This window comes from Streptomyces galbus, from assembly GCF_005280195.1.
Classification (GTDB): domain Bacteria; phylum Actinomycetota; class Actinomycetes; order Streptomycetales; family Streptomycetaceae; genus Streptomyces; species Streptomyces galbus.
Window position 1 is genome coordinate 204,866 of the sequence record NZ_SZPR01000015.1, and the last position, 19,638, is coordinate 224,503.

20 protein-coding genes are annotated in these 19,638 nt (G+C 73.7%); 11 read left to right on the forward strand and 9 right to left on the reverse strand.

Features of this window, described 5'->3' with window-relative positions; translation table 11 throughout:
* Positions 1-144: 144 nt before the first annotated feature.
* On the forward strand, positions 145-576 hold the full coding sequence (locus E4U92_RS19385) for a universal stress protein (RefSeq protein ID WP_137301689.1): 432 nt from the start codon (positions 145-147) through the stop codon (positions 574-576).
* 475 nt (positions 577-1,051) lie between these two features.
* Here the strand turns inward: E4U92_RS19385 and E4U92_RS19390 are convergent, their stop codons facing one another.
* Positions 1,052-2,305, reverse strand: a complete 1,254-nt coding sequence (locus E4U92_RS19390; RefSeq protein WP_137301690.1) for an MFS transporter — start codon at positions 2,303-2,305, stop codon at positions 1,052-1,054.
* 141 nt (positions 2,306-2,446) lie between these two features.
* Between E4U92_RS19390 and E4U92_RS19395 the strand changes: the two genes are divergently transcribed.
* A complete protein-coding gene (locus E4U92_RS19395; RefSeq protein WP_137301691.1) occupies positions 2,447-3,331 on the forward strand; it encodes a LysR family transcriptional regulator in 885 nt (294 codons plus the stop codon).
* Between the two features lie 22 nt (positions 3,332-3,353).
* Here the strand turns inward: E4U92_RS19395 and E4U92_RS19400 are convergent, their stop codons facing one another.
* Complete coding sequence (locus E4U92_RS19400) at positions 3,354-5,312, reverse strand: APC family permease (protein WP_373311620.1); 1,959 nt, start codon at positions 5,310-5,312, stop codon at positions 3,354-3,356.
* Between the two features lie 478 nt (positions 5,313-5,790).
* Here E4U92_RS19400 and E4U92_RS19405 point away from each other — a divergent pair, with 478 nt between their 5' ends.
* Complete coding sequence (locus E4U92_RS19405) at positions 5,791-6,780, forward strand: aldo/keto reductase (RefSeq protein ID WP_137301693.1); 990 nt, start codon at positions 5,791-5,793, stop codon at positions 6,778-6,780.
* Positions 6,781-6,806: 26 nt separating this feature from the next.
* Entirely contained in the window at positions 6,807-7,034 is a 228-nt protein-coding gene (locus E4U92_RS19410; RefSeq protein WP_168725154.1) for a hypothetical protein, read from the forward strand.
* A gap of 9 nt (positions 7,035-7,043) precedes the next feature.
* On the opposite strand, the gene E4U92_RS19415 is transcribed toward E4U92_RS19410, so the two are convergent.
* Positions 7,044-7,583, reverse strand: coding sequence for a GNAT family N-acetyltransferase (locus E4U92_RS19415; RefSeq protein ID WP_137301695.1), 540 nt, complete (start codon positions 7,581-7,583; stop codon positions 7,044-7,046).
* 4 nt (positions 7,584-7,587) lie between these two features.
* Complete coding sequence (locus tag E4U92_RS19420; RefSeq protein ID WP_137301696.1) at positions 7,588-8,523, reverse strand: LysR family transcriptional regulator; 936 nt, start codon at positions 8,521-8,523, stop codon at positions 7,588-7,590.
* Between the two features lie 100 nt (positions 8,524-8,623).
* On the opposite strand from E4U92_RS19420, the gene E4U92_RS19425 reads away from it, so the two are divergent.
* Both E4U92_RS19425 and E4U92_RS19430 read left to right on the forward strand, forming a co-directional pair.
* Positions 8,624-9,625 carry an NADP-dependent oxidoreductase gene (locus E4U92_RS19425; protein WP_137301697.1) on the forward strand — a complete coding sequence of 334 codons (1,002 nt, stop codon included), beginning with the start codon at positions 8,624-8,626 and terminating at the stop codon, positions 9,623-9,625.
* Between the two features lie 94 nt (positions 9,626-9,719).
* Positions 9,720-10,109 carry an STAS domain-containing protein gene (locus E4U92_RS19430; protein WP_137301698.1) on the forward strand — a complete coding sequence of 130 codons (390 nt, stop codon included), beginning with the start codon at positions 9,720-9,722 and terminating at the stop codon, positions 10,107-10,109.
* Positions 10,110-10,216: 107 nt separating this feature from the next.
* On the opposite strand, the gene E4U92_RS19435 is transcribed toward E4U92_RS19430, so the two are convergent.
* On the reverse strand, positions 10,217-11,083 hold the full coding sequence (locus E4U92_RS19435) for an NAD(P)H-binding protein (protein WP_137301699.1): 867 nt from the start codon (positions 11,081-11,083) through the stop codon (positions 10,217-10,219).
* Between the two features lie 107 nt (positions 11,084-11,190).
* On the opposite strand from E4U92_RS19435, the gene E4U92_RS19440 reads away from it, so the two are divergent.
* Both E4U92_RS19440 and E4U92_RS19445 read left to right on the forward strand, forming a co-directional pair.
* The gene (locus tag E4U92_RS19440; RefSeq protein ID WP_229862975.1) at positions 11,191-11,898 is read left to right on the forward strand and encodes a TetR/AcrR family transcriptional regulator; all 708 of its coding nucleotides are present in this window, start codon (positions 11,191-11,193) and stop codon (positions 11,896-11,898) included.
* Positions 11,899-12,322: 424 nt separating this feature from the next.
* Entirely contained in the window at positions 12,323-13,069 is a 747-nt protein-coding gene (locus tag E4U92_RS19445) for an SDR family oxidoreductase (protein ID WP_137301701.1), read from the forward strand.
* A gap of 154 nt (positions 13,070-13,223) precedes the next feature.
* Here the strand turns inward: E4U92_RS19445 and E4U92_RS19450 are convergent, their stop codons facing one another.
* A complete protein-coding gene (locus E4U92_RS19450; RefSeq protein ID WP_137301702.1) occupies positions 13,224-14,090 on the reverse strand; it encodes a helix-turn-helix transcriptional regulator in 867 nt (288 codons plus the stop codon).
* 115 nt (positions 14,091-14,205) lie between these two features.
* On the opposite strand from E4U92_RS19450, the gene E4U92_RS19455 reads away from it, so the two are divergent.
* Positions 14,206-14,904 (forward strand): SDR family NAD(P)-dependent oxidoreductase, encoded by a 699-nt coding sequence (locus E4U92_RS19455; protein ID WP_137301703.1) that lies wholly within the window; start codon positions 14,206-14,208, stop codon positions 14,902-14,904.
* Positions 14,905-14,943: 39 nt separating this feature from the next.
* Positions 14,944-15,417: an HIT family protein gene (locus tag E4U92_RS19460; RefSeq protein WP_137301704.1), complete on the forward strand. Its 474-nt coding sequence runs from the start codon at positions 14,944-14,946 to the stop codon at positions 15,415-15,417.
* Positions 15,418-15,602: 185 nt separating this feature from the next.
* On the opposite strand, the gene E4U92_RS19465 is transcribed toward E4U92_RS19460, so the two are convergent.
* Positions 15,603-16,220 (reverse strand): TetR/AcrR family transcriptional regulator, encoded by a 618-nt coding sequence (locus E4U92_RS19465; RefSeq protein ID WP_137301705.1) that lies wholly within the window; start codon positions 16,218-16,220, stop codon positions 15,603-15,605.
* Positions 16,221-16,335: 115 nt separating this feature from the next.
* Here E4U92_RS19465 and E4U92_RS19470 point away from each other — a divergent pair, with 115 nt between their 5' ends.
* Positions 16,336-17,379: an aldo/keto reductase gene (locus E4U92_RS19470; RefSeq protein WP_137301706.1), complete on the forward strand. Its 1,044-nt coding sequence runs from the start codon at positions 16,336-16,338 to the stop codon at positions 17,377-17,379.
* Positions 17,380-17,532: 153 nt separating this feature from the next.
* Here E4U92_RS19470 and E4U92_RS19475 read toward each other — a convergent pair whose 3' ends face one another.
* A complete protein-coding gene (locus tag E4U92_RS19475) occupies positions 17,533-17,862 on the reverse strand; it encodes a nuclear transport factor 2 family protein (RefSeq protein WP_137301707.1) in 330 nt (109 codons plus the stop codon).
* Positions 17,863-18,089: 227 nt separating this feature from the next.
* The gene (locus E4U92_RS19480) at positions 18,090-19,427 is read right to left on the reverse strand and encodes a glycosyltransferase (RefSeq protein ID WP_137301708.1); all 1,338 of its coding nucleotides are present in this window, start codon (positions 19,425-19,427) and stop codon (positions 18,090-18,092) included.
* Positions 19,428-19,638: the final 211 nt, after the last annotated feature.

A 19,638-nucleotide genomic window follows, 5' to 3' on the forward strand; every position in this document is an offset into this window, starting at 1 on the left:
CGCACGCGGAGTGGTCGACGCGAGTTCACCCGGAGCGGCCAGGAACAGATCGGCGGCGTCGGGTTGTTCAGAGGGTGTTGATCATGCTCGGCGAGGCGCGTTCGCTCGGCGGGCGCCCTGCGTACAGAGACAGAGGAATCACCCATGTTCCAGCGCATTCTCCTCGCTGTCGACTCCGGGCCCGCCCGTCAGGCCGTCGTACGCCTGGCCGGTGACATGGCCCGGCTGACAGGGGCCCGGGCCAGGGTCGTGCACGTAGCCACGTCGTCCGCGACCCTCGCCGCCGTGGTGTCCCTGGAGGACGACGCGGAGGCCAAGCTCATCCTCGACGAGGCCGTCACCTCGCTGCGGGACGCGGGTGTCGAGGCCGACGGCGTCGTCGCCCGTGCCCTGACCACGCAGATAGCCGCCGCCGTCTCCACCGCCGCCGAGGAGTGGGATGCCGACCTGATCATCCTCAGCCCCCACCACCGCGGCGCCCTCGAGGCCATCCTCAGCCCCCGCGTCAGCGACGCCGTCGCGCACAGCAGCCGGGCGGCCGTGCTCCTCGCCCCCGAGGAGCCCGCTGGTCACTGATCCGAGCCTGAGTACGAACGCATGGCCACGCGGCCCGCTCGGTGCGGGCCGCGTGCCACGTGTCATCGCACCTGTGCGCCGAACGGGCCCTACGGCAGCGGGTCGTGCTCCAGTGGGCATGCGTCGTCCCTCCGGTGCAGGCGCCTCAGGTCCTGCACCGCGGCCACCGGGAAGGGATGCTCCCCCCCACCTCTCCCGGTAGCCCTCCTCCCCGTTGTCCCGCCAGACGGCCTGCGCCGCCGCCAGCACCGCATGTCCCAGCGCGCTGCGGGACTGCGTCGAACTCCAGCAGAGTCGGCCTTCGCGGTCGGGCAGGTCGAGACTCGTTGACATGTCGGCGAAGCGATGAAGCCGGATGTCGACATCTCGGTCCCGGCGCCGCAGGACCCATCGCACCTCGGCCGGTTCCAGGTCCCTCTCCCAAGATCGTCTGTGGGAGACCGTACCGCCGGGGCGTGGACGCCCCGGCGGCGGCTCAGGCGCCGTCCGACCGGCGGCGGGCCAGGGCGGCGACCGCGCCGAGCAGGACCAGCAGCGCAGCGGCGAACCACGTCATCACCGTGACCGCCGAGAAGGAGCGCGTGGCCAAGCCGATGCCGACCGCCGGCAGGGTGAGGCCCAGGTAGGAGATCAGGAACAGTCCGGCGAGGGCCTCGCTGCGCTTCGCGGGGGCGGCCAGCGCGGCCACCGTGCCGACGGACGCCTTGAACAGGACCCCCGCGCCGATGCCGGCGACGACGCCGCCCACGAGGAACGTGGTGAGGTCGGCGGTGTGCATCCCGGCGACCAGGGTCACGACACCGGCCAGTTGGGCCACCAGGCCCAGGGTGCGCTTCGCGGCGGTGCCCAGCCCGGCGGTCAGGCTCTGCGCGGTGGCCGCGGCACCGAACACCACGAACACGATCAGCCCCGCGAGGGCACGGGAGGGGTGGTGCAGGGAGCCCGCGACGAACCCCGGAGCCACCGAGGTGAACAGACCGAAGACGGCGAAGGACGCGAACCCCGCGGTCGCGGCGGCGGTGAAGCCCGCCCGGTCGCCGTGGTCGACCGAGACGCGCTGGGGCCGGTAGGCCGGTCGTACGCGGGGCGTCTCGACCGTTTCCGGCGTCAGGGCGATCGCGACGGCGCTCGCCAGCAGCAGGGCCGCGAACACGAGGTACGGGGTGCGCAGCGGGCCGGTGACCCACTGGGCGAGGACACCGGCGACGAGCGGGCCGACGCCCAGGCCGCCGATGTTGGCGGCGGTGGAGACCAGCTCGAAGCGCTGCGTGGAGGCACCGGGCCGGTGGGCGCTGTGCAGGTCGTGCAGGTGGGCCGTCGCGGTGGCGGTGACCATGCCGACGCCGAGACCCGTGACGAGCCGGGCGAGGAGCAGGACGGGCAGCGCGGTGCTCGTCAGGAAGAGCACCGCCGCGACCAGCTCCAGCCCGATCGCGGGCAGCAGCAGCTTCTTGCGGCCGAGCTGGTCCGACAGGTGGCCGGCCAGCACCAGGCTGATGATCACACCGACCGCGTAGGTCGCGAAGACGACCGTCACCGTGAAAGTGGAGAACCCGTCCTCGGCCATGTACAGCGGGTACAGCGGCGTGGGCACCGTGGAGAACGCCATCGCCGTCAGGAACGCGAACGCGATGAGGGCGAACCCGACGCCGTGGCGCCGGTCGCCGACGGGCCCCGCTGGGCGGCCGGGCTGATGGAGCTGGTTGAGTGCGGACACCGACTGCGCCATGACGGGCTCCCGATCTGGGGCGAGCGACTTGCTGGAACGTGCTCGGACAGTCCCCAGACTGGACCGGCGAATCCATCTCGTCCAACGACAGTTTGTGAGCGTTGCCATCTCTCAGGGAGATGGTTGCGGGATACTCGGGGCATGGAACTGCGTCAGCTCGAGTGTTTCGTCGCCGTGGCCGACGAGGCGAACTTCACCCGCGCCGCGGCCCGGCTGCACGTCGTGCAGTCCGCCGTGTCCAGCACGATCAAGAGCCTCGAACGCGAGCTCGGCACCCCGCTCCTGGAGCGCAACTCCAAGCGGGTCTTCCTCACGGACGCCGGGGCCGCCCTGCTGCCCCGCGCCCGCGCCACCCTCCACGCCGCGCAGGAAGCGGCGGACGCGGTGGCCGAGGTCCGCGGCGGGCTGCGCGGCACCCTGCGACTGGGCACCCTGACCTCCGTACGGCTGCTGGACCTCGCGGCGCTGCTCGGCGAGTTCCACCGCCGCCACCCGGGCGTCGTCCTCCAGACCAGTGCCCTGCCCTCGGGCTCCCAGGGGCTGGTCGAAGCCCTCCTGGAGCGGCGGCTCGACCTCGCCTTCGTCTCGCTGCCCGGCCCCCGGCCGGCGGGCATCGAGCTGATCGACCTCACCAGTTCGGTGCTCGACCTCGTCGTACCGGCCGGGCACCCGCTCGCGCGGCGCGAACGGGTGTCGATCGGCGACCTGGCCGGACTGGACTTCGTCGACTCCCCGGTCGGCTACGGCAACCGGGCCGTGGCCGACCGGGCCTTCGCCGCCGCGTCCGTGCCCCGCCGGGTCGCCGTCGAGATCACCGACATCGGCACCGGGGTGGACTTCGTCCGCCACGGCCTGGGCGTGGCCCTGCTGCCCCGCTTCGCCCTGCGCCCGGCGGCGGGCGTCACCACCCTCACGGTCCACGACGCCGACCTGGAGTGGCCGTTGTCCCTCGCGGTCCCGGGCGACCACCCCCCGGGCGCGGCGGCCCGCGCCATGATCGCCCTCGCCCACGAGTTCGTCGGTTGATCCGGGGGCGCCTCGCCCGGGGTCAGCCGCCCACGTGGATGGCCGGGCGACGCTCCGGGTCGGGCTCGTTGCTGCGCACGATCTCGCGGGTGACCGGGGCGGTGTCGCCGCGGCCGAGGAGGAAGTAGCGCAGCATGTGCACCAGCGGGCTGCCCTCGGCCCACGAGAAGTAGCAGTGGGGGAGGACGCCGGTGGCGTCGCGCAGGGCCAGCAGGATCGCCGCGATGGCGTTGGGCGCGGCCGGAGCCTCGGCGCGCAGGACCCGGTAGTCGCCTACCTCGACGCCGTGGATGGTGAGCGTCTCGCTGAAGTCCGAGGGGTCGACCACGTCGATCTCCAGGAACAGCACGTCGGCCCGCCCCGGCACGTGGTTCACGCCGCGCTGCTCGCGCTCCTTGGCGCGGTACTCGGCCTCGTCACCGGCGTCGCGGCGGTTCGCGATGATGTTGATGGCGTCGTCGTGGGCGAGCGTGTCGGCGACGAAGCGGCGCGCGGCGTCGTCGAACACGATCCGGTCCGCGCGCAGTTCGGTGGTGCGCGCCACCCGGGAGACCAGCGAGACGGCCACGATGCCGATGATGAAGAACCCGGAGATGGCGATGCCGTCGGGCTTGTCGACGATGTTCGCGGCCAGGGCGTAGAACAGCACCGCGGTGAGCGCCGCGAAGCCGACCGTGGCGAGCCGGCGGCGCCCGCGCGTGACGGACACCGTGACGGCGAAGGCGCCGGAGACCATCATCGCCAGGATGCCGGTGGCGTACGCGCCGGCCTGCGCGTCGACGTCGGCGTCGAAGGAGACCGTGATCAGCACGCACAGGGCCGTGTACACGAGGACGACCGGCCGCACCGCGCGTCCCCACTCGGGGGCCATGCCGTAGTCGGGCAGGTAGCGCGGCACGATGTTGATGAGTCCCGCCATGGCGGACGCGCCGGCGAACCACAGGATGAGGATGGTGCTGATGTCGTACGCCGTGCCGAACGCCTCGCCGATCTGCTCGTGGGCCAGCCACGCCAGCGCCCGCCCGTTGGCGGCCCCGCCGGGCTTGAACTCGTCCTTCGGGATGAGGACGGTGGTCACGAAGCTCGCGGCCAGCAGGTAGACGCTCATGATGGCGGCGGCCGTGGTGAGCAGCCGGCGGGCGTTGCGGATGCGGGTGCGCAGCCGCTGCTCGGGGTCGTCGCCCTCGGCGGCGATCAGCGGCATCATGCTCACGCCGGTCTCGAACCCGGACAGGCCCAGGACGAGCAGCGGGAAGGCGAGCACCGCGGGGCCCGCGAGGTCACCGAAGCCGCCCCCGGTGTCGGCGAGCGCGTCCGTCCACCCCGACAGGGCGCCGCCGGTCGTGAAGACGTGGACCAGGCCGACGGCGATGACGATGGCGTTGAGCAACAGGAAGACGGCGACCAGCGGGATGGCGACGGTGACCGCCTCGTTGAACCCGAGCAGGAACACGCCGCCCAGGAGCAGCAGCAGCGCCACCGTCAGGCCCACCTGGTGACCGTGCAGCGCGGCCGGGAAGAAGGGGTTCTCCATCACGTGGACCGTGGCGTCCGCCGTGGACAGGGTGATGGTGATGATCCACGAGGTGGCCACGAACCCGAGCAGCACCAGGACGAACAACTTGCCCCACCAGAACGGCAGGAGATCCTCCAGCATGGCGACGGACCCCGCGCCGTTCGGGCTCTCCCGTGCCACCCTGCGGTACATGGGCAGCATGCCCAGCAGCGTCAGCGCCACGATCAGCAGCGTCGCGAGCGGTGACACCGCGCCGGCGGCCGTCGCGGCGATCGCGGGGACGTAGGCGAGGCTGGAGAAGTAGTCGACGCCGGTCAGGCACATCACCTTCCACCACGGCTGCGACTCCGCATGGCTCTCGCCCGCTGCGGGGCCCACCGGCTGCACCTTGTGCCGCAGGAGCCACCGCGCGGCCGTGCCGCTCGGCTGCGTGCGCAGCGCCGGACTGTCCACCGTCTCCGGCATGCTCGGCCGGCCCCCGTCGCTCATGTCCTGTCTGCCCTTTCCACCCGGTCACCGACAACGGTCGCCGCCGTACCCGGCCGCGACGATCACTGAGTATGGGGCCTGCCGGTCCCGCACCCGCACGCACGCTCCCGGACGGCCGGTCCACCCCGCCCGATGGGGCTCCACCGGCCCGGCCTGCACCGACACGCCGAGCCGCGCTCGTCGCGTCTTCCCCGCCCGGAACCCCGCATGCCTGGCCGGCGGACCCGGGAGAGCGGGCGCCGGCCCGCCCTCTCCCGCTGAGCGCTTGCGACGGCGCCGGCGATGGCGCTTGCGCTGGAGCGCACTCCAGGCCGTAGCGTCGTGGCGACGGTGCAGGACCCGCGGCGCCGGCTCGGGATGCCGGTCGGCCCCTTCTGTCGCTAGATGGACGAGTGGCCCCCGCACCGCCGGGACGACGCACGAACGAACACGCAGGGAAGGACTGGGACACGTCATGCAGAAGCGCAGTCTGAGGGACCTCGAGGTGTCGGCCATCGGCCTGGGATGCATGGGCATGTCCGCGTTCTACGGCACCGCCGACGAGGACGAGGGCATCGCCACCATCCGGCGCGCCCTCGACCTGGGCATCACCTTCCTCGACACGGCCCAGATGTACGGTCCCCTCACCAACGAGTCGCTGGTCGGCGAGGCGATCCGGGGCCACCGCGACGAGTACGTGATCGCCACCAAGTTCAACTACCGGATGGACCACGCCGTACCGGGCGACGTCAGCACCGTGGGCCCGCAGGACGGCTCGGCCGAGCACGTGCGCAGCTCGGTGCACGGCTCCCTGGAGCGCCTGGGCACGGACCACATCGACCTGTACTACCAGCACCGGGTCGACCCGAAGGTGCCCATCGAGGAGACCGTCGGCGCGCTGGGCGAGCTGGTGGCCGAGGGCAAGGTGCGCCACATCGGGCTGAGCGAGGCGAGCGCGGAGACCATCCGGCGGGCCCACGCCGTGCACCCGGTCACCGCCGTGCAGAGCGAGTACTCGCTGTGGTCGCGGGACGTGGAGGCCGAGGTGCTGCCCGCCTGCCGGGAGCTGGGGATCGGCTTCGTGCCGTACTCGCCGCTCGGGCGGGGCTTCCTCGCCGGGCGGTTCAGCACGCCGGACGAGCTGGACGCGGACGACTGGCGCCGCCAGAACCCGCGCTTCCAGGACGCCAACCTGGAGGCGAACCTGCGGCTGGCGGCCAAGGTGAAGGAGATCGCCGCCGAGAAGGAGGTGACCCCCGCCCAACTGGCCATCGCCTGGGTGCTGGCCCAGGGCGAGCACCTCGTGCCGATCCCCGGCACCAAGCGCCGCACCTACCTGGAGCAGAACGCCGGAGCGGTCGGCATCGAGCTGACCGCGGACGACCTGGCGCGCATCGCCGCGGAGCTGCCGGAGGCGGCGGGGGAGCGGTACGACGAGGCGGGGATGCGGTCGGTCAACCGGTAGCGGCACGGCCGGGCCGCGGCCGGGGCATGATCCTCACCATGGGGACACACATCGCACCGGCCTCGGCGGCCGACTTCCACCAGGTCGTCGCCGACCACTCCCGGTACTGGGGCGAGCGCGACCTCCGGTCCGGGTCGGTCGCCTTCCACCGCCGTCTCGGCTTCGACGCGAGGACCGTCGACGACTACGACGGCGCCGGCCGCCCCATGGTCGTCTTCCACCGGGACCTGCCCCTCGACGGCCCGCGGCCCTGACCCCCGCCGTCACCCGGCGGTGGCGTACTGCTGCGCGGACAGCGCGAACACCCGTACCCGCCGCCCCAGGGAGGGATGGGCGGTCTCCAGGACCGGACGCATCCCGAGCTTGGCCATGACCCGTGCGGAGGCGTTGTTGCCCACCTGGGCGATGCTGACGATCCGGTCCAGCCCGCGCTCCTCGAACGCGAACCGTACGGCGGCCCGCGCGGCCTCGGTGGCCAGGCCCTGACCCCAGTGCGGCCGCCCCAACCGCCAGCCGACCTCGACCGCCGGCAGCACCTCCGGCAGGTACCCGGGCACCGAGAGGCCGGTGAACCCGGCCAGTTCGCCGCTGGACCGGATCTCCACGGCGAACAGGCCGAAGCCCCGGGCCTCCCACTCGTCCTCCCACGCCCGGACCCTGGCGCGGGTCTGCTCCTCGTCGAGGACACCGCCGTCCCGAATCCACCGCATGACCTCGGGGTCGGCGTTGACGGCGGCCATCGGGCCGACGTCCTCCTCGCGCCAGCGACGCAGGATCAGACGGGGAGTCTCGAGCCGGGCCATCGCATCATTCTGGATCACGGACGGGCCCCTCGCCATGCTCTCCCGGTACGTCCACCACGCGTCCCAGGGCGCGCAGTTCCCGCACGACGGCGCGCACCACGGCCGACCCGGCCAGCTCGGAGGTGGTCACGTAGCCGACCTGCCGGGTCGGGCGGCGGGGGCCGAGCGAGGTGATGCCGACGGAGGCCGGTGCCCCGGCCAGGGACAGCGCGGGCATGACCGCCATGCCGTGCCCGGCGCCCACCAGGGACAGCACCGCCCCGTCGTCCTCGGCCTCCACGGTCGCCTCCGGTATCCAGTCCTGTGCGGCCCACCAAGCCCGGGTGTGCGCACCGCAGTTCTCCGCCCAGTCGACCAACGGCAGGGAGCGCGGCGAGGCGTGGCCCAGCGGGTGCGCCAGCGCGTAGGGCTCCTCGAACAGGCCCCGTGCCACCAGCCCCGGCGCGAGCGGCGGGCCGCCGAGCGTCGCGATGGCCAGGTCGGCCCTGCCGTCGCTCACCTCACCGGCCGTGCCGCGCCCCACCTCCCGGACGATCCGCACCCGGGGCTCGATACCGGGGCACCGGGCACGCAGCCGCTCCAGCACGGGCGGCAGCAGGTGCAGCGCCGCGCTGCGGAACGCCGCGATCCGCAGCGGCCCCTCCCACCCGTCGGGCCGGGCCGCCCCGCGCGCCTCCACGACCAGCACGTCCAGCAGGCGCAGGACACGGCGGGCGTGCGCCACCGCCGCCGCTCCGGCCGGCGTGGGCCGCGCACCGGCCCGGCCGCGCTCGAAGAGCACGGCACCGATCTTGCGCTCGCTGCCCCGCACCGAGTGCGACACCGCCGACTGCGTCAGACCCAGTGTCCCGGCCGCCGCGGAGAAGCCCCCGGTGTCCGCGACCGCCACCAGCACGCGCAGTTCGTGCGGGGCGAGATCGGAGTCGGTCGTGCGGGTCACCGGGCGCCTGCCTCACCGTATGAGAGCTGCTCATGGAACGACGTGTCGCATGACCCCAACCCGCTGCCCGTCAGGGGCATTCCCGCCCTACGGTCCGCTCATGACCGAGACCGCGCTCACCGTGCACCAGACCGCCCGCCCCCACGGCTTCCCCACCCCACGGGACTTCGCCTTCGTCGAGTCGGCGCTGCCCGAACCCCCGCCCGGCGGCGCCCTGGTGGAAAACCTCTACTGGTCCGTCGACCCCTACCACCGCGAGATGATGGACGACGTGCCCGGCGGCTTCGCGCTGGACGCGCCCCTCGAAGGCCGCGCGCTGGGACGGGTCGTCGCCTCCCGCACGCCCCGGGTGGCCGAGGGCGAGGTCGTGTTCCACCGGCGGGGCTGGCGCACGCACGCGGTGGTCACGCCCGAGGAGATCCGCCGGCTGCCCCACTACGACGGGGTGCCGCTGTCCGCGTACCTGAGCGTCCTCGGCGGAACCGGTCTGACCGCGTACGTGGGGCTGACCAGGATCGCCCGGCTGGAGAAGGGGGAGGACCTGTTCGTGTCGGGCGCGGCCGGCGGGGTCGGCACGGCCACCGCCCGCTTCGCGCGGCTGCTCGGCGCCGGGTGCCTCGTGGGCAGCACCGGCTCGGCGGCCAAGGCCGGTCACCTCACGCGGGTGGTCGGCTACGACGCCGCCTTCGACTACCACGACGGACCGGCCGCCGACCTGCTCGCCGAGGCCGCGCCGGACGGGTTCGACGTCTTCGTCGACAACGTCGGCGGTGAGCAACTGGCGGCGGCGGTCGGGGCGTTGCGCCCGCACGGCCGCATCGTCCGCATCGGCACCGTCAGCCAGTACAACACCCCCGACGTGACCGTGGCGCGCTTCGACCACGCGGACGTCGTGGAGAAGAGCCTGCGCATGGAGGGCTTCCTGGTCCGCGACTACGCCGACGTCCAGGAGGAGCTGTACGACTTCGCCGTACCCCACCTGCGCAGTGGCCGCCTGACACCCGACGAGACGGTGGTGGACGGCTTCGAGCACATCGTGGACGCGTTCCTGGACATGCTGCACGGGCGCACCACGGGCAAGACCGTCGTGCGGGCGCGGTGAAGGACCCGTCCCGCACGCGTTCGTCACCCGGCGGTCGGCGTCCGATGTGGTACAGGAGTTCGCTCTGAAACACTGGTGTGCCAGTATCACCGTCATGGCAGAGGAACCACTGGTGGGAACAGAGCGCGCCGAGCCGGCCCAGCCGCCGGACGGACTGTCCGTCCTGTCCGCCGCCACCGGCGACGTACACGTGCTGACGCTGGCCGGGGAGATCGACCACCACACCGGCGACGAGCTGAGGCGGGCACTCGACGGCGTCACGGGCGCCGCACGGCCCCGCGTCGTCCTCGACATGCACCAGGTGGGGTTCATGGACTCCAGCGGCATCAACATCCTGCTCACCGCCCACCGCGCCGCCACCGACGCCGACGGCTGGCTGCGCCTGGCCGCACCCACCGCGTCGGTGCTGCGCACCCTGCAACTCGTGGGCGTCGACACGGTGATCGACTGCCACTCCACCCTCGACGAGGCGCTCGCCGGCTGACCCCACCGCGGGGGCTCCCGCGACGGCGCTACTGCCGTCGAAGGCCGCGAGCAGGCCGTGCGGCGGGTCCTGGCCGAAGAGCAGGTCGGTGCTCCACCGCGCCTCCGTCAGCGAGCGGTCGCCACGGCTCCCTCCAGGAAGGCGGGCAGGTCGGCGGCCGGGCGACCGAGCAGGTCTTCCAGCGCGGTCCCGGTGGTGGCGAACTCACCGCGCCGGGAGGCGTGGAACATGCCGAGGAGCAGGTCGGCCTGCCCGCTCGGCATGCCGTGGCCGACGAGTGAGGCCGTCCACTCCTCGTCGTCGACGACCACACGGCGGACCGTGCGTCCGCCCAGCCGGGTGAGCAGGCCGGCGACGTCGTCGAGGTCGTAGGCCCGTGCCGCGGTCAGGGGCGGGGTCGGACCCTCGTACCGGCCGCCGTCGGCCAGCAGGACGGCGGCCGCCTCGGCGAGGTCGTCGTGCGTGGTCCAGGACACGGGCCCGTCGGCCGGCGCCCGCAGCTCGCCGGTCTCCAGCGCCCCGCCCAGCAGGAGCGGGACGGTGCCGGCGTAGAAGCCGTTGCGCAGCGATGTGAACGGTGCGCCGGTCGCGGCCAGGTACCGCTCCGTGGCCGCGTGGTCGGGCATGGGCGCGAACAACGAGTCGGCGCGGGCGCCCTGGTGGCTGGTGTAGAAGATCCGCTCGGCGCCGGCCGCGCGGGCCGCGTCGATCGCGGCCCTGTGGCGGGCGACCGCCGCGTCGCCGGCGTCGTTGACCGAGACGACGAGCACGCGTGAGGCGCCCTCGAACGCCTGGGCGAGCGAGGCCGGGTCGTCGTAGTCGCCGCGCCGCACGTGGACGCCGGCGGTGAGGAGCCCGGCCGCCCGCTCGGGGTCACGCACGCAGGCGACGACCCGGTCCGCCGGGACACGGGTGACGAGCCGCTGGACGATCCGGGAGCCGAGCTGACCGGTGGCTCCGGTGATGACGAACATGCTGTGCCTCCTGGCTGGGTGCCGACGCGATCGGTGTTATCGCCGTTACTGCCACAACGTTAACACCGTTAATATCGGCGATAGCAAGGATGCGTTATCGTCGGACCGTGACAGACACCACCAAGCCGCTCGACGGCCGGTCCGCGATGCGGACGAACCTCGTGGAGGTCGCCGCTCGCCTCCTGCGCGAGCACGGACCCGCCGGCGTCACCACGCGCGCGGTCGCCCAGGCCGCGGGCGTGCAGGCGCCCGCCATCTACCGGCTGTTCGGGGACAAGGACGGGCTGCTCGACTCGGTCGCCGAGCACGTCCTGGCGACCTACGTCGCCGGGAAGCGCTCCGAGCACCGCGACCCGGTGGCGGACCTGCGGGCCGGCTGGGACACCCACATCGGCTTCGGCCTCGCCAACCCGGCGGTGTTCGGCCTCCTCGCGGACCCCGCGCGTGCGTCGCGCTCACCGGCCACGGTCGCCGGCCTGGACGTCCTGCGCGCCCGCGTGCACCGGCTCGCCGCGGCCGGACGCCTGCGGGTGCCCGAACGGCGCGCGGTGGAGCTGATCCACGCCGCCGGGACCGGCGCCGTCCTCGCCCTGCTGGCGACGCCGCCCGAGCAGCGTGACCTCGGCCTCGCCGACGCGATGTACGACGCGGTGACCCGGGCGGTCCTCACCGACGTACCGGCCGTGGAGGGGGACGACACCGCCGCCGCGGCCGTCGCGTTCCGGGCCGTCGTACCGGACCTGCCGATGCTCACCGGCGCCGAGCGCGCCCTGCTGGCCGAGTGGCTCGACCGGCCGACGGACCCACAGGGGTGAGCCCCGGCTGCGGGCGTCGCTCCGGACCGCGTGAGTGCCGCTGCGGCCGCCGCTCCGGAGCGCACCCGCCCGCGCGGCGGGCCGGTCCCGCCGTCGCCCCGGTGCCGCGCAGGGGGCCGGGGTCCGTGCTCAGCGGTTCAGGAGCAGGAGCAGGACGATCGTCGCCACCGCGCTGATGAGCAGGGAACCGAGGCAGCCGACGCGATTGCTGAAGAAGAACATGGCCCCCGGTTACCCCTCTGCGGGCCCGGCGCACCTGCGGAAGCGCACTGATCGCCGGCGCCCGGACGACCTCCGCCTCCCGCGTCCCGACCCGGCGCCGGCAGCGGACCGCCTCTGTGAGGCGGATCACGCACCCGGATGTCACGATCGGAACCGCCCGGCTGTCTTCTCTGCAAACAGCGCCTAGCGGATGGGAGTGGTCATGAAGATCGCGGTTGCCGGTGGTACCGGAGTGGCCGGGCGGTACGTCGTGGAGGCGCTGCGTGCCCGCGGCCACGAGCCGGTGGTGCTGTCGCGCGCCAAGGGCGTGGACCTGCTGAACGGAACGGGACTGGAGGCGGCGCTCGCCGGGGCGGAGGGCGTCGTGGACGTCGCCAACGTCACCACCATGCGCAAGTCGGTGGCGGTGGACTTCTTCGACCGGGCGGGACGCAACCTTGTCGCGGCGGCCGAGCGGGCCGGGGTGCGGCACCTGGTGACGCTGTCGATCGTGGGCGTCGACCGGGTCAGGAACCCCTACTACGCGGGCAAGCTGCGTCAGGAGGAGATCGTCCGGGGTGGGGCGGTGCCGTGGACGATCCTGCGGGCGACGCAGTTCCACGAGTTCGCGGGGCAGGTCCTGAGCGGCGTGCCCGGGCCGATCGCGGCGGTGCCGAAGGCGCCCGTCCAGCCCATCGCCGTGCGCGAAGTGGGCGAGGCCCTGGCCGACCTCGTGCTCGGGCAGCCGCAGGACATGGCCGGTGAGCTGGCGGGACCGCGGGTCGAGTCGCTGGTCGACATGGCACGCGCGCTGATCGCCGCGGGCGGTGCCCGTCGGCGTCCGGTGCTGCCGATGTACTTCCCCGGCGGCATGAGCGCCGGCGGTCTGCTGCCCACCGGCCCGGGGCCGCGCGGCACGCAGACCTTCGCCGACTGGCTCGGCCGGCAGAAGGCGTCGGCGTCCGTGTGACGCCTTCGCGCCTTCGCGCACCGGGGCCGCCGGTATCGCGTCGGCGGCCGTCCGGCTGAGGGGTGGGAGCGCCTCCGGCCGCGGCTCGGCGCACATCAGTGGCGAGGTGGGCACGTGACTTCGCGCCCGCCGGTCGACCGGTGCGCGGACGGGCTCACCTGCGCGCGACGGCCGGCGGGCCGGTGACGGCGGCGAGCTGCACCTTGCTCTCGTCCTCGCTGCCCGGCGCGGCGGTCATGATGACGATCTTGAGGTCGGAGTCGCCGTCGGTCAGCACGTCGCAGTCCACCTCGACCGGGCCCACCGTCGGGTGGTCGATGCTCTTGTGGTCCTCGCGGTGGGCGGCCACCTCGCCGGTCGCCCAGAGCCGCGCGAACCGCTCGTTGCCCGCGAGGAGGCGGCGGATCAGCGAGGCCAGCCGCTCGTCCTGCGGGAAGCGGCCGGTGGCGCGGCGCAGGTCGGAGACGACGGCGGCGTCGGTGGCGTCCCGGTCCGTCTCGGTGACCGGCCACAGCGCGAGGCGGGGAGGGGTGCCGTCGACGGGGAAGCGGTCGAGGGCGAAGTTGCGCAACCGGGGCGGTGCGGGGGAGGGGTCGCCCAGCAGGGCGGCCCACGCGCGGTTCCACCACAGCAGGTGCCAGTCCGCCGCGAACACGGCCACCGGCACGTCCGCGAGGCGGGTGAGCACCCGCTGCACACCGGGCGGGAGGTGGTCGCGGATGACGCCGGGCGCCGGCGGTGCGAGGCGGGCGAGCCGGTACAGGTGGTCGCGCTCGGCCGTGGACAGGTGCAGCGCGCGTGCCAGGGCGGCCACCACCGACGGCGAGGGGGTCGTGGCCCGCCCCTGTTCCAGGCGCACCACGTAGTCGACCGACACCCCGGCCAGGTCCGCGAGCTCCTCGCGCCGCAGCCCGGTGGCCCGGCGCCCGCGGGCCACGGGCAGTCCGGCGGCCGACGGGGGCAGCCGTTCGCGCCAGGTGCGGATCATGGTGCCCAGTCCGGTTCCGGGGGTCGTCGGCATGCCTCCCATGCTCCCGCACCGAGGGCGGGGCGCGCCCGCCCGAGGGTGGTACCGCTCGTCCTACCGTCGCGGCGTCCCTGGCACCGTCCTGCCCACCGGGCCCAGGATCGACGGCATGACGATCACCTTCATCACCGGAGCCAACAAGGGACTCGGCCGCGAGACCGCCCGCCGCCTGATCGGACACGGCCACACCGTGCTGCTGGGAGCCCGCGACCCCGAGCTGGGCCGGGAGGCCGCCGCCGCGCTCGGCGCCCGCCACGTCCCGCTCGACGTCACCGACGACGCGTCCGTGGCGGCCGCCGCGGCGGACGTGGCCGCACGTGAGGGGAGGATCGACGTCCTGATCAACAACGCCGGCGTGCACGGCCCCCTGGGCGACCCGAGCGGCCTCACGGCCGCCGACGCCCTGGCCGTCCTCGACGTCAACCTCATCGGCGTCATCCGCACGACCACCGCCTTCCTGCCCCTGCTGCGCCGCTCGGACGACCCCGTGATCATCAACGTCAGCAGCGGCATGGGCTCCCTCGCCCTCACCCACGACCCCGACCGCCCCGAGTCCCGCGTCGTCGCCCCGCTGTACACGTCCTCCAAGGCGGCCCTGACGATGCTGACCACGCAGTACGCCAAGGCGCTGGAGGGCGTCCGGGTCAACGCCGCGGACCCCGGCTACACCGCGACCGACCTCAACGGCCACAGCGGCCCCCAGACGGTCACGGAGGGCACGGACGCGATCGTGTCGCTCGCCACGGAGCCGCCCGGCGCCGGCACCGGCCGCTTCGTCTCCCGGCACGGGGAGATCGCCTGGTCCTGAACCCGGCCGTGCGCCCGGGCCGTTGCGTAGGCTCGGGCCATGACTGACGACTGGCGCGCGGACCGGATCGGGGCGGCTCTGCGCGGGGAGAACCCGACCGTGCTGCGACGGCTCGAGTCCGGCTTCGCGGTGATCGGCGACGTGCAGTTCCTCCCCGGATACTGCGTGCTGCTCGTGGACGAGCCCGGCGTGCAACGGCTGTCCGACCTGCCGAGACCGAAGCGGCTGGCGTTCCTGTCCGCCATGGACCGGCTCGGCGGCGCGGTCGAACGGGCCTGCGGCCGGCTCGACCCTGGCTTCCGCCGCGTCAACCTGGAGATCCTCGGCAACACCGACCCGTTCCTGCACGCCCACGTGTGGCCGCGGTACGAGTGGGAGCCGGCCGAGCTGGTGGGCAAACCGGTCTGGCTGTATCCGGCCGACCGGTGGACCGACGAACGGTTCCGGCTCGGCCCGCGGCACGACGCGCTGCGGGACGCGATCGCCGGGGAACTGGACGACGACGGGGCATGAACCTCGGCGGGGTGGGGGCGGGGGCGGGGGCGGTCGACGGGGGGACCCGTCCTGACGGCGGGGGGAGGGCACCCCGACCTGCCGACGGAGGAGGACACCCCGGCCTGCCGGCGGCGGAGGGGCATTCCGGCGCGTCGTCACCCCGTCGCCGCGCCGGCCGCAGCGGCTCATGCCGGTCATGCCGGTCATGCCGGTCGCGCGTACACCCCCGCCCGCGCCGCGGCCGCCGCCGCCTCCGCGGCCCGGTCCGCTGTCGCCTCGTCGAGGTGGTCGCCGGTCGTCAGGAAACGGTAGTAGAGCGGCGCCGAGACGGCTCGGATCACCTCGTGGGGGTCCGTGCCCTCGGGCAACTCACCTCGAACGACCGCCTGTTGCACGCAAGGGGCCCACTCCTCGACCCTGGTCTCGTAGAAGCGGTGCAGGGCCTCGGCCGTCCTGGCGTCGGACGTGGCGGCCGCGATCACCGCCTTGAACAGGGCCCCTTGCCGCGGGTCCGTCAACGTCCGTTGCACCAGGCGGGCGTTGGCCTTCAGGTCGTCGAGCAGGGAGCCGGTCTCCGTGCGCGGCAGTGACTGCTCCGCCATGTCGGTCAGCAGGTCGGCCACGAGACCGGTCACCGAGCCCCAGCGGCGGTAGACCGTCGTCTTGCCCACCTCCGCGCGGCGCGCGATGTCCGCGAGGTCCAGGTGGGCGAAACCCCGTTCCGCCATGGCGTCCCCGGCCGCGCGCAGCACCGCCGCCCGCACGCGTGCCGTACGCCCTCCGGGGCGGACGGTCCCTGGGTCGGCACCCTCGTACTCCATAACGGGACTCCTGTTCCATTTGCTGACCCGCGCCTGCTATCGTAAGCCTCGTTGCTAACGGAACTGCAGACCCGTTAACCGTTCAGGGGTGTGCAGGCGGGCGAAAGGCTCTGACATGGAGTACAGGCGACTCGGCGCGTCCGGACTGATGGTCCCCGCGCTCAGTTTCGGCGCCGGCACCTTCGGCGGCCAGGGACCGCTGTTCGGAGCCTGGGGGAGCAGCGACGCGCGTGAGGCGCGCCGCCTCGTCGACATCTGCATCGACGCCGGGGTCACGATGTTCGACACGGCCGACGTCTACTCCGGCGGCGCGTCCGAGGAAGTGCTGGGGCAGGCGGTCAAGGGCCGCAGGGACCGCGTGCTGCTCTCCACCAAGACCAGCCTGCCCACGGGCGACGGCCCCGGGGACGCCGGCTCCTCCCGCTCCCGGCTGATCGCCGCGTGCGACGCCGCCCTCCGGCGCCTGGACACCGATCACATCGACCTGTTCCAACTGCACGCCTTCGACGCGGGCACGCCCGTCGACGAGGTCCTGTCCACGCTCGACGACCTCGTGCGGGCGGGAAAGGTCCGCTACCTCGGCATCTCCAACTTCTCCGGCTGGCAGGCGATGAAGTCCCTGGCCCACGCGGAGCGGCACGGCCGTACGCGCTACGTCGCGCACCAGGTCTACTACTCCCTCGTCGGCCGCGACTACGAGTGGGAGTTGATGCCCCTCGGACTCGACCAGGGCCTCGGCGCCCTCGTCTGGAGCCCGCTGGGCTGGGGGCGGCTCACCGGGAAGATCCGCCGCGGCCGGCCCCTGCCCGCCCGGAGCCGGCTGCACGAGACGGCGGACTACGGGCCCCCGGTCGAGGACGAACTCCTCTACCGCGTCGTCGACGTGCTCGACGAGATCGCGGAGGAGACCGGCCGGGCCGTCCCGCAGATCGCCCTCAACTGGCTGCTGCAGCGGCCGACCGTCTCCTCGGTCATCATCGGCGCCCGCACCGAGGAGCAGCTCCGCCAGAACCTCGGTGCCGTCGACTGGTCCCTCACCCCCGAGCAGACCGCGCGGCTCGACGAGGCCAGCAGCAGGACAGCGCCCTACCCGTACTTCCCGTACCAGCGCCAGGAGGGCTTCGCCCGGCTCAACCCACCGATTGCCGCCTGCAGTTGAGTGGAGGCCCGATAGTTCCCGACGTGCCGCGAGGACGCCGTCCCCGGCGACCTCCCTCCAGCTCACGGGGGCGCGTTTTCGCGCGGCGTCCGGACCGGAGGACCGGTACCCGCCCGCGCCTGCGCCGCCGCAGCGGTGCCGTCGCCCGCACCGTCAGCCGATGCGCAGGTCGGCGATCAGGCCGTCCCGCAGGCGGAAGGTCATCGGACCGGTGCCGTTGTAGCGGTGGCTGGTCACCTTCAGCGTGACGACGTAGGTGTCCTCCGCGTCGCCCGCGGTCGCGTCGACCAGGTCGAAGTGCGCCTGGACGCCGATGTTGTCGGTGCGGTTCCAGTCCCGCACGCCGACGTGACCGTGGAACTCGCGCCCGTAGTCGTACAGATGGGCGTCCTCGGTGAACGCGTCCACGAAGGCGTCGCTGTCGGCACGGTTGGTGGCGTCGATGAAGGCCCTGACGGCGGTGGGGACGTCGGCTCCGGTCACAGTGTCTCCTCGGGTCTCCCGGTGAGGATTCCGGCCCCTGCTCCGCGAGGAGGGCGAGCCCGGTTCACCTCGTGCGCGTGGGTCCGCAGCAGCCCGTGCTGCGCGGCCTCGATCTCGACGTACTCGGGCGCCGGGCAGCGCCTACTGCCTTCTCAGGCTCGCACGGGTGGTTGCGGCCTCGCATCCGGATCACGGAGGGGAGGGGGCGGGCCACCGTCGATCGCGGGTCAGCGTCCCGCCACCCGGTCGCCCATGACCTCCAGCAGCCGCTTCGCTCCCCACCCGGGGCCCCGCCCGCTGACCTCGCACGCCCAGCGGGCGGTCCGCGAGAACGCCGACTCGCCCAGCGCGTCCAGGGCCTTCGCCACGTCCGCGGGCTGCAGCGCGTTCGGATCGAGCACCAGCCCGACCCCCATCCGCTCGACGTCGCGCGCCACGGCGAACTGATCGCTGGACATCGGCAGGACCAGCGCCGGCACCCCGGCCCGCAGGCACTCGGTGAACGAGTTGCCGCCCCCGTGGTGCACCATCGCGTCGACGTACGGGAGCACCTCCTGCTGCGGGACGGCCGGCGCGACGACGACCTGTTCGTCCGCGAGGTCGGCGAGCGCCTCCGCACGGCTGCCCGCGGCCACGACCACCGCCGTGGACCCGGCCGCGTCCAGCAGCCCTGACACCACCGTGCGCAGCACGTCGTCGCGCGCCGACAGGAACGTACCGAACGCCACGAGCACCACCCGGTCGGACCGGTCGCGCAACCGGTCGAGCCGCCGGAGCCACGCGGCGCCCGGCGACTGCACGGGCCGCGTCATGTGCCCCGCGTACAGGTGCGCGGGACCGCTCGGCGGCCCGGGCAGCCAGGGGAGCGGCGGGTAGGAGTACAGGACCGCGTGCGGCGAGGTCAGCCCGAACGCCCGGCCCGGAGCGGGCGCTTCGGGCGCGACGCGGCGGGCGAAGTCGCTGAACAGCCCGGAGAACATCCGGTCGTTGTCGGTGGCGACGGCCCGCAGCCGGGCGGCCTCGGCGGGGTCGGGGCGCAGTATTTCGGGCCAGTCGTAGGGGACACCGAACAGGGCTTCGGGCCCCGACAGCACATAGGTCGGGTGGCCCGGGCAGAACGTCGCGTACGGCGCTCGGAGGCAGTGCAGGGCGAGGGTGACGGCGCAGTCGAGCTGGTCGACCACGTACCAGTCCGGGCGCAGCCGTCCGTCCACGGCGCGCAGGGCGGCGTACACCGCCTCGGGGTCGGCCAGCATGTCCGCACGCCGGTGGCGCGCCTGCGTGACCAGCGTCTCGACGGCCCCCGCACGGGTGGCGTCCACGAACTCGGCCAGCCGGGCCGCCTCCGTCGCCGCCTGCTCGGTGGCCTGCGCGACGCCGGTGTTGGCGTTCCGGGTCACGGTCAACGGCACGAAGGCGACCCCCGCGCGGGCGGCCAGTTCCTCGAACGCCGGAGCGCACGCGAAGTACACCTCGGCCCCCCGCCGGCGCAGGGCGGACGCGAGCACGGACAGGGGCACGGCGTGCGAGGCGAACGGCGGGCTGACGACGACGATGCGCGGCATGTCGGTTCCTTCCCTCGCGAAGACCCCGCCGGATGCGGAGCCGACCCGGTGCCCTGGGGCGGCGAGCAACCGCGACTGCGCTGTGCGCGGTGCATCTGGGCGCGGGACGGCGGCGGAAGGAAGGACGACCCGAGCGAAACACACCGCACCCGGAAAGGCCCCACCCCGTGACACCGGCTACTGATCCCTCCCCGTACGACGCCTTGCTCCT

Bases quoted from the DNA above. Each gene is read 5' to 3' on its own strand.
- E4U92_RS19385 (WP_137301689.1), top strand. From the start codon at position 145: ATGTTCCAGCGCATTCTCCTCGCTGTCGACTCCGGGCCCGCCCGTCAG.
- E4U92_RS19450 (WP_137301702.1), bottom strand. From the start codon at position 14,090: ATGCCGACGACCCCCGGAACCGGACTGGGCACCATGATCCGCACCTGG.
- E4U92_RS19455 (WP_137301703.1), top strand. From the start codon at position 14,206: ATGACGATCACCTTCATCACCGGAGCCAACAAGGGACTCGGCCGCGAG.
- E4U92_RS19480 (WP_137301708.1), bottom strand. From the start codon at position 19,427: ATGCCGCGCATCGTCGTCGTCAGCCCGCCGTTCGCCTCGCACGCCGTG.
- E4U92_RS19445 (WP_137301701.1), top strand. From the start codon at position 12,323: ATGAAGATCGCGGTTGCCGGTGGTACCGGAGTGGCCGGGCGGTACGTC.
- E4U92_RS19405 (WP_137301693.1), top strand. From the start codon at position 5,791: ATGCAGAAGCGCAGTCTGAGGGACCTCGAGGTGTCGGCCATCGGCCTG.
- E4U92_RS19435 (WP_137301699.1), bottom strand. From the start codon at position 11,083: ATGTTCGTCATCACCGGAGCCACCGGTCAGCTCGGCTCCCGGATCGTC.
- E4U92_RS19470 (WP_137301706.1), top strand. From the start codon at position 16,336: ATGGAGTACAGGCGACTCGGCGCGTCCGGACTGATGGTCCCCGCGCTC.
- E4U92_RS19415 (WP_137301695.1), bottom strand. From the start codon at position 7,583: ATGGCCCGGCTCGAGACTCCCCGTCTGATCCTGCGTCGCTGGCGCGAG.
- E4U92_RS19460 (WP_137301704.1), top strand. From the start codon at position 14,944: ATGACTGACGACTGGCGCGCGGACCGGATCGGGGCGGCTCTGCGCGGG.
- E4U92_RS19465 (WP_137301705.1), bottom strand. From the start codon at position 16,220: ATGGAGTACGAGGGTGCCGACCCAGGGACCGTCCGCCCCGGAGGGCGT.
- E4U92_RS19430 (WP_137301698.1), top strand. From the start codon at position 9,720: ATGGCAGAGGAACCACTGGTGGGAACAGAGCGCGCCGAGCCGGCCCAG.
- E4U92_RS19425 (WP_137301697.1), top strand. From the start codon at position 8,624: ATGACCGAGACCGCGCTCACCGTGCACCAGACCGCCCGCCCCCACGGC.
- E4U92_RS19400 (WP_373311620.1), bottom strand. From the start codon at position 5,312: ATGCCGGAGACGGTGGACAGTCCGGCGCTGCGCACGCAGCCGAGCGGC.
- E4U92_RS19395 (WP_137301691.1), top strand. From the start codon at position 2,447: ATGGAACTGCGTCAGCTCGAGTGTTTCGTCGCCGTGGCCGACGAGGCG.
- E4U92_RS19390 (WP_137301690.1), bottom strand. From the start codon at position 2,305: ATGGCGCAGTCGGTGTCCGCACTCAACCAGCTCCATCAGCCCGGCCGC.
- E4U92_RS19410 (WP_168725154.1), top strand. From the start codon at position 6,807: ATGATCCTCACCATGGGGACACACATCGCACCGGCCTCGGCGGCCGAC.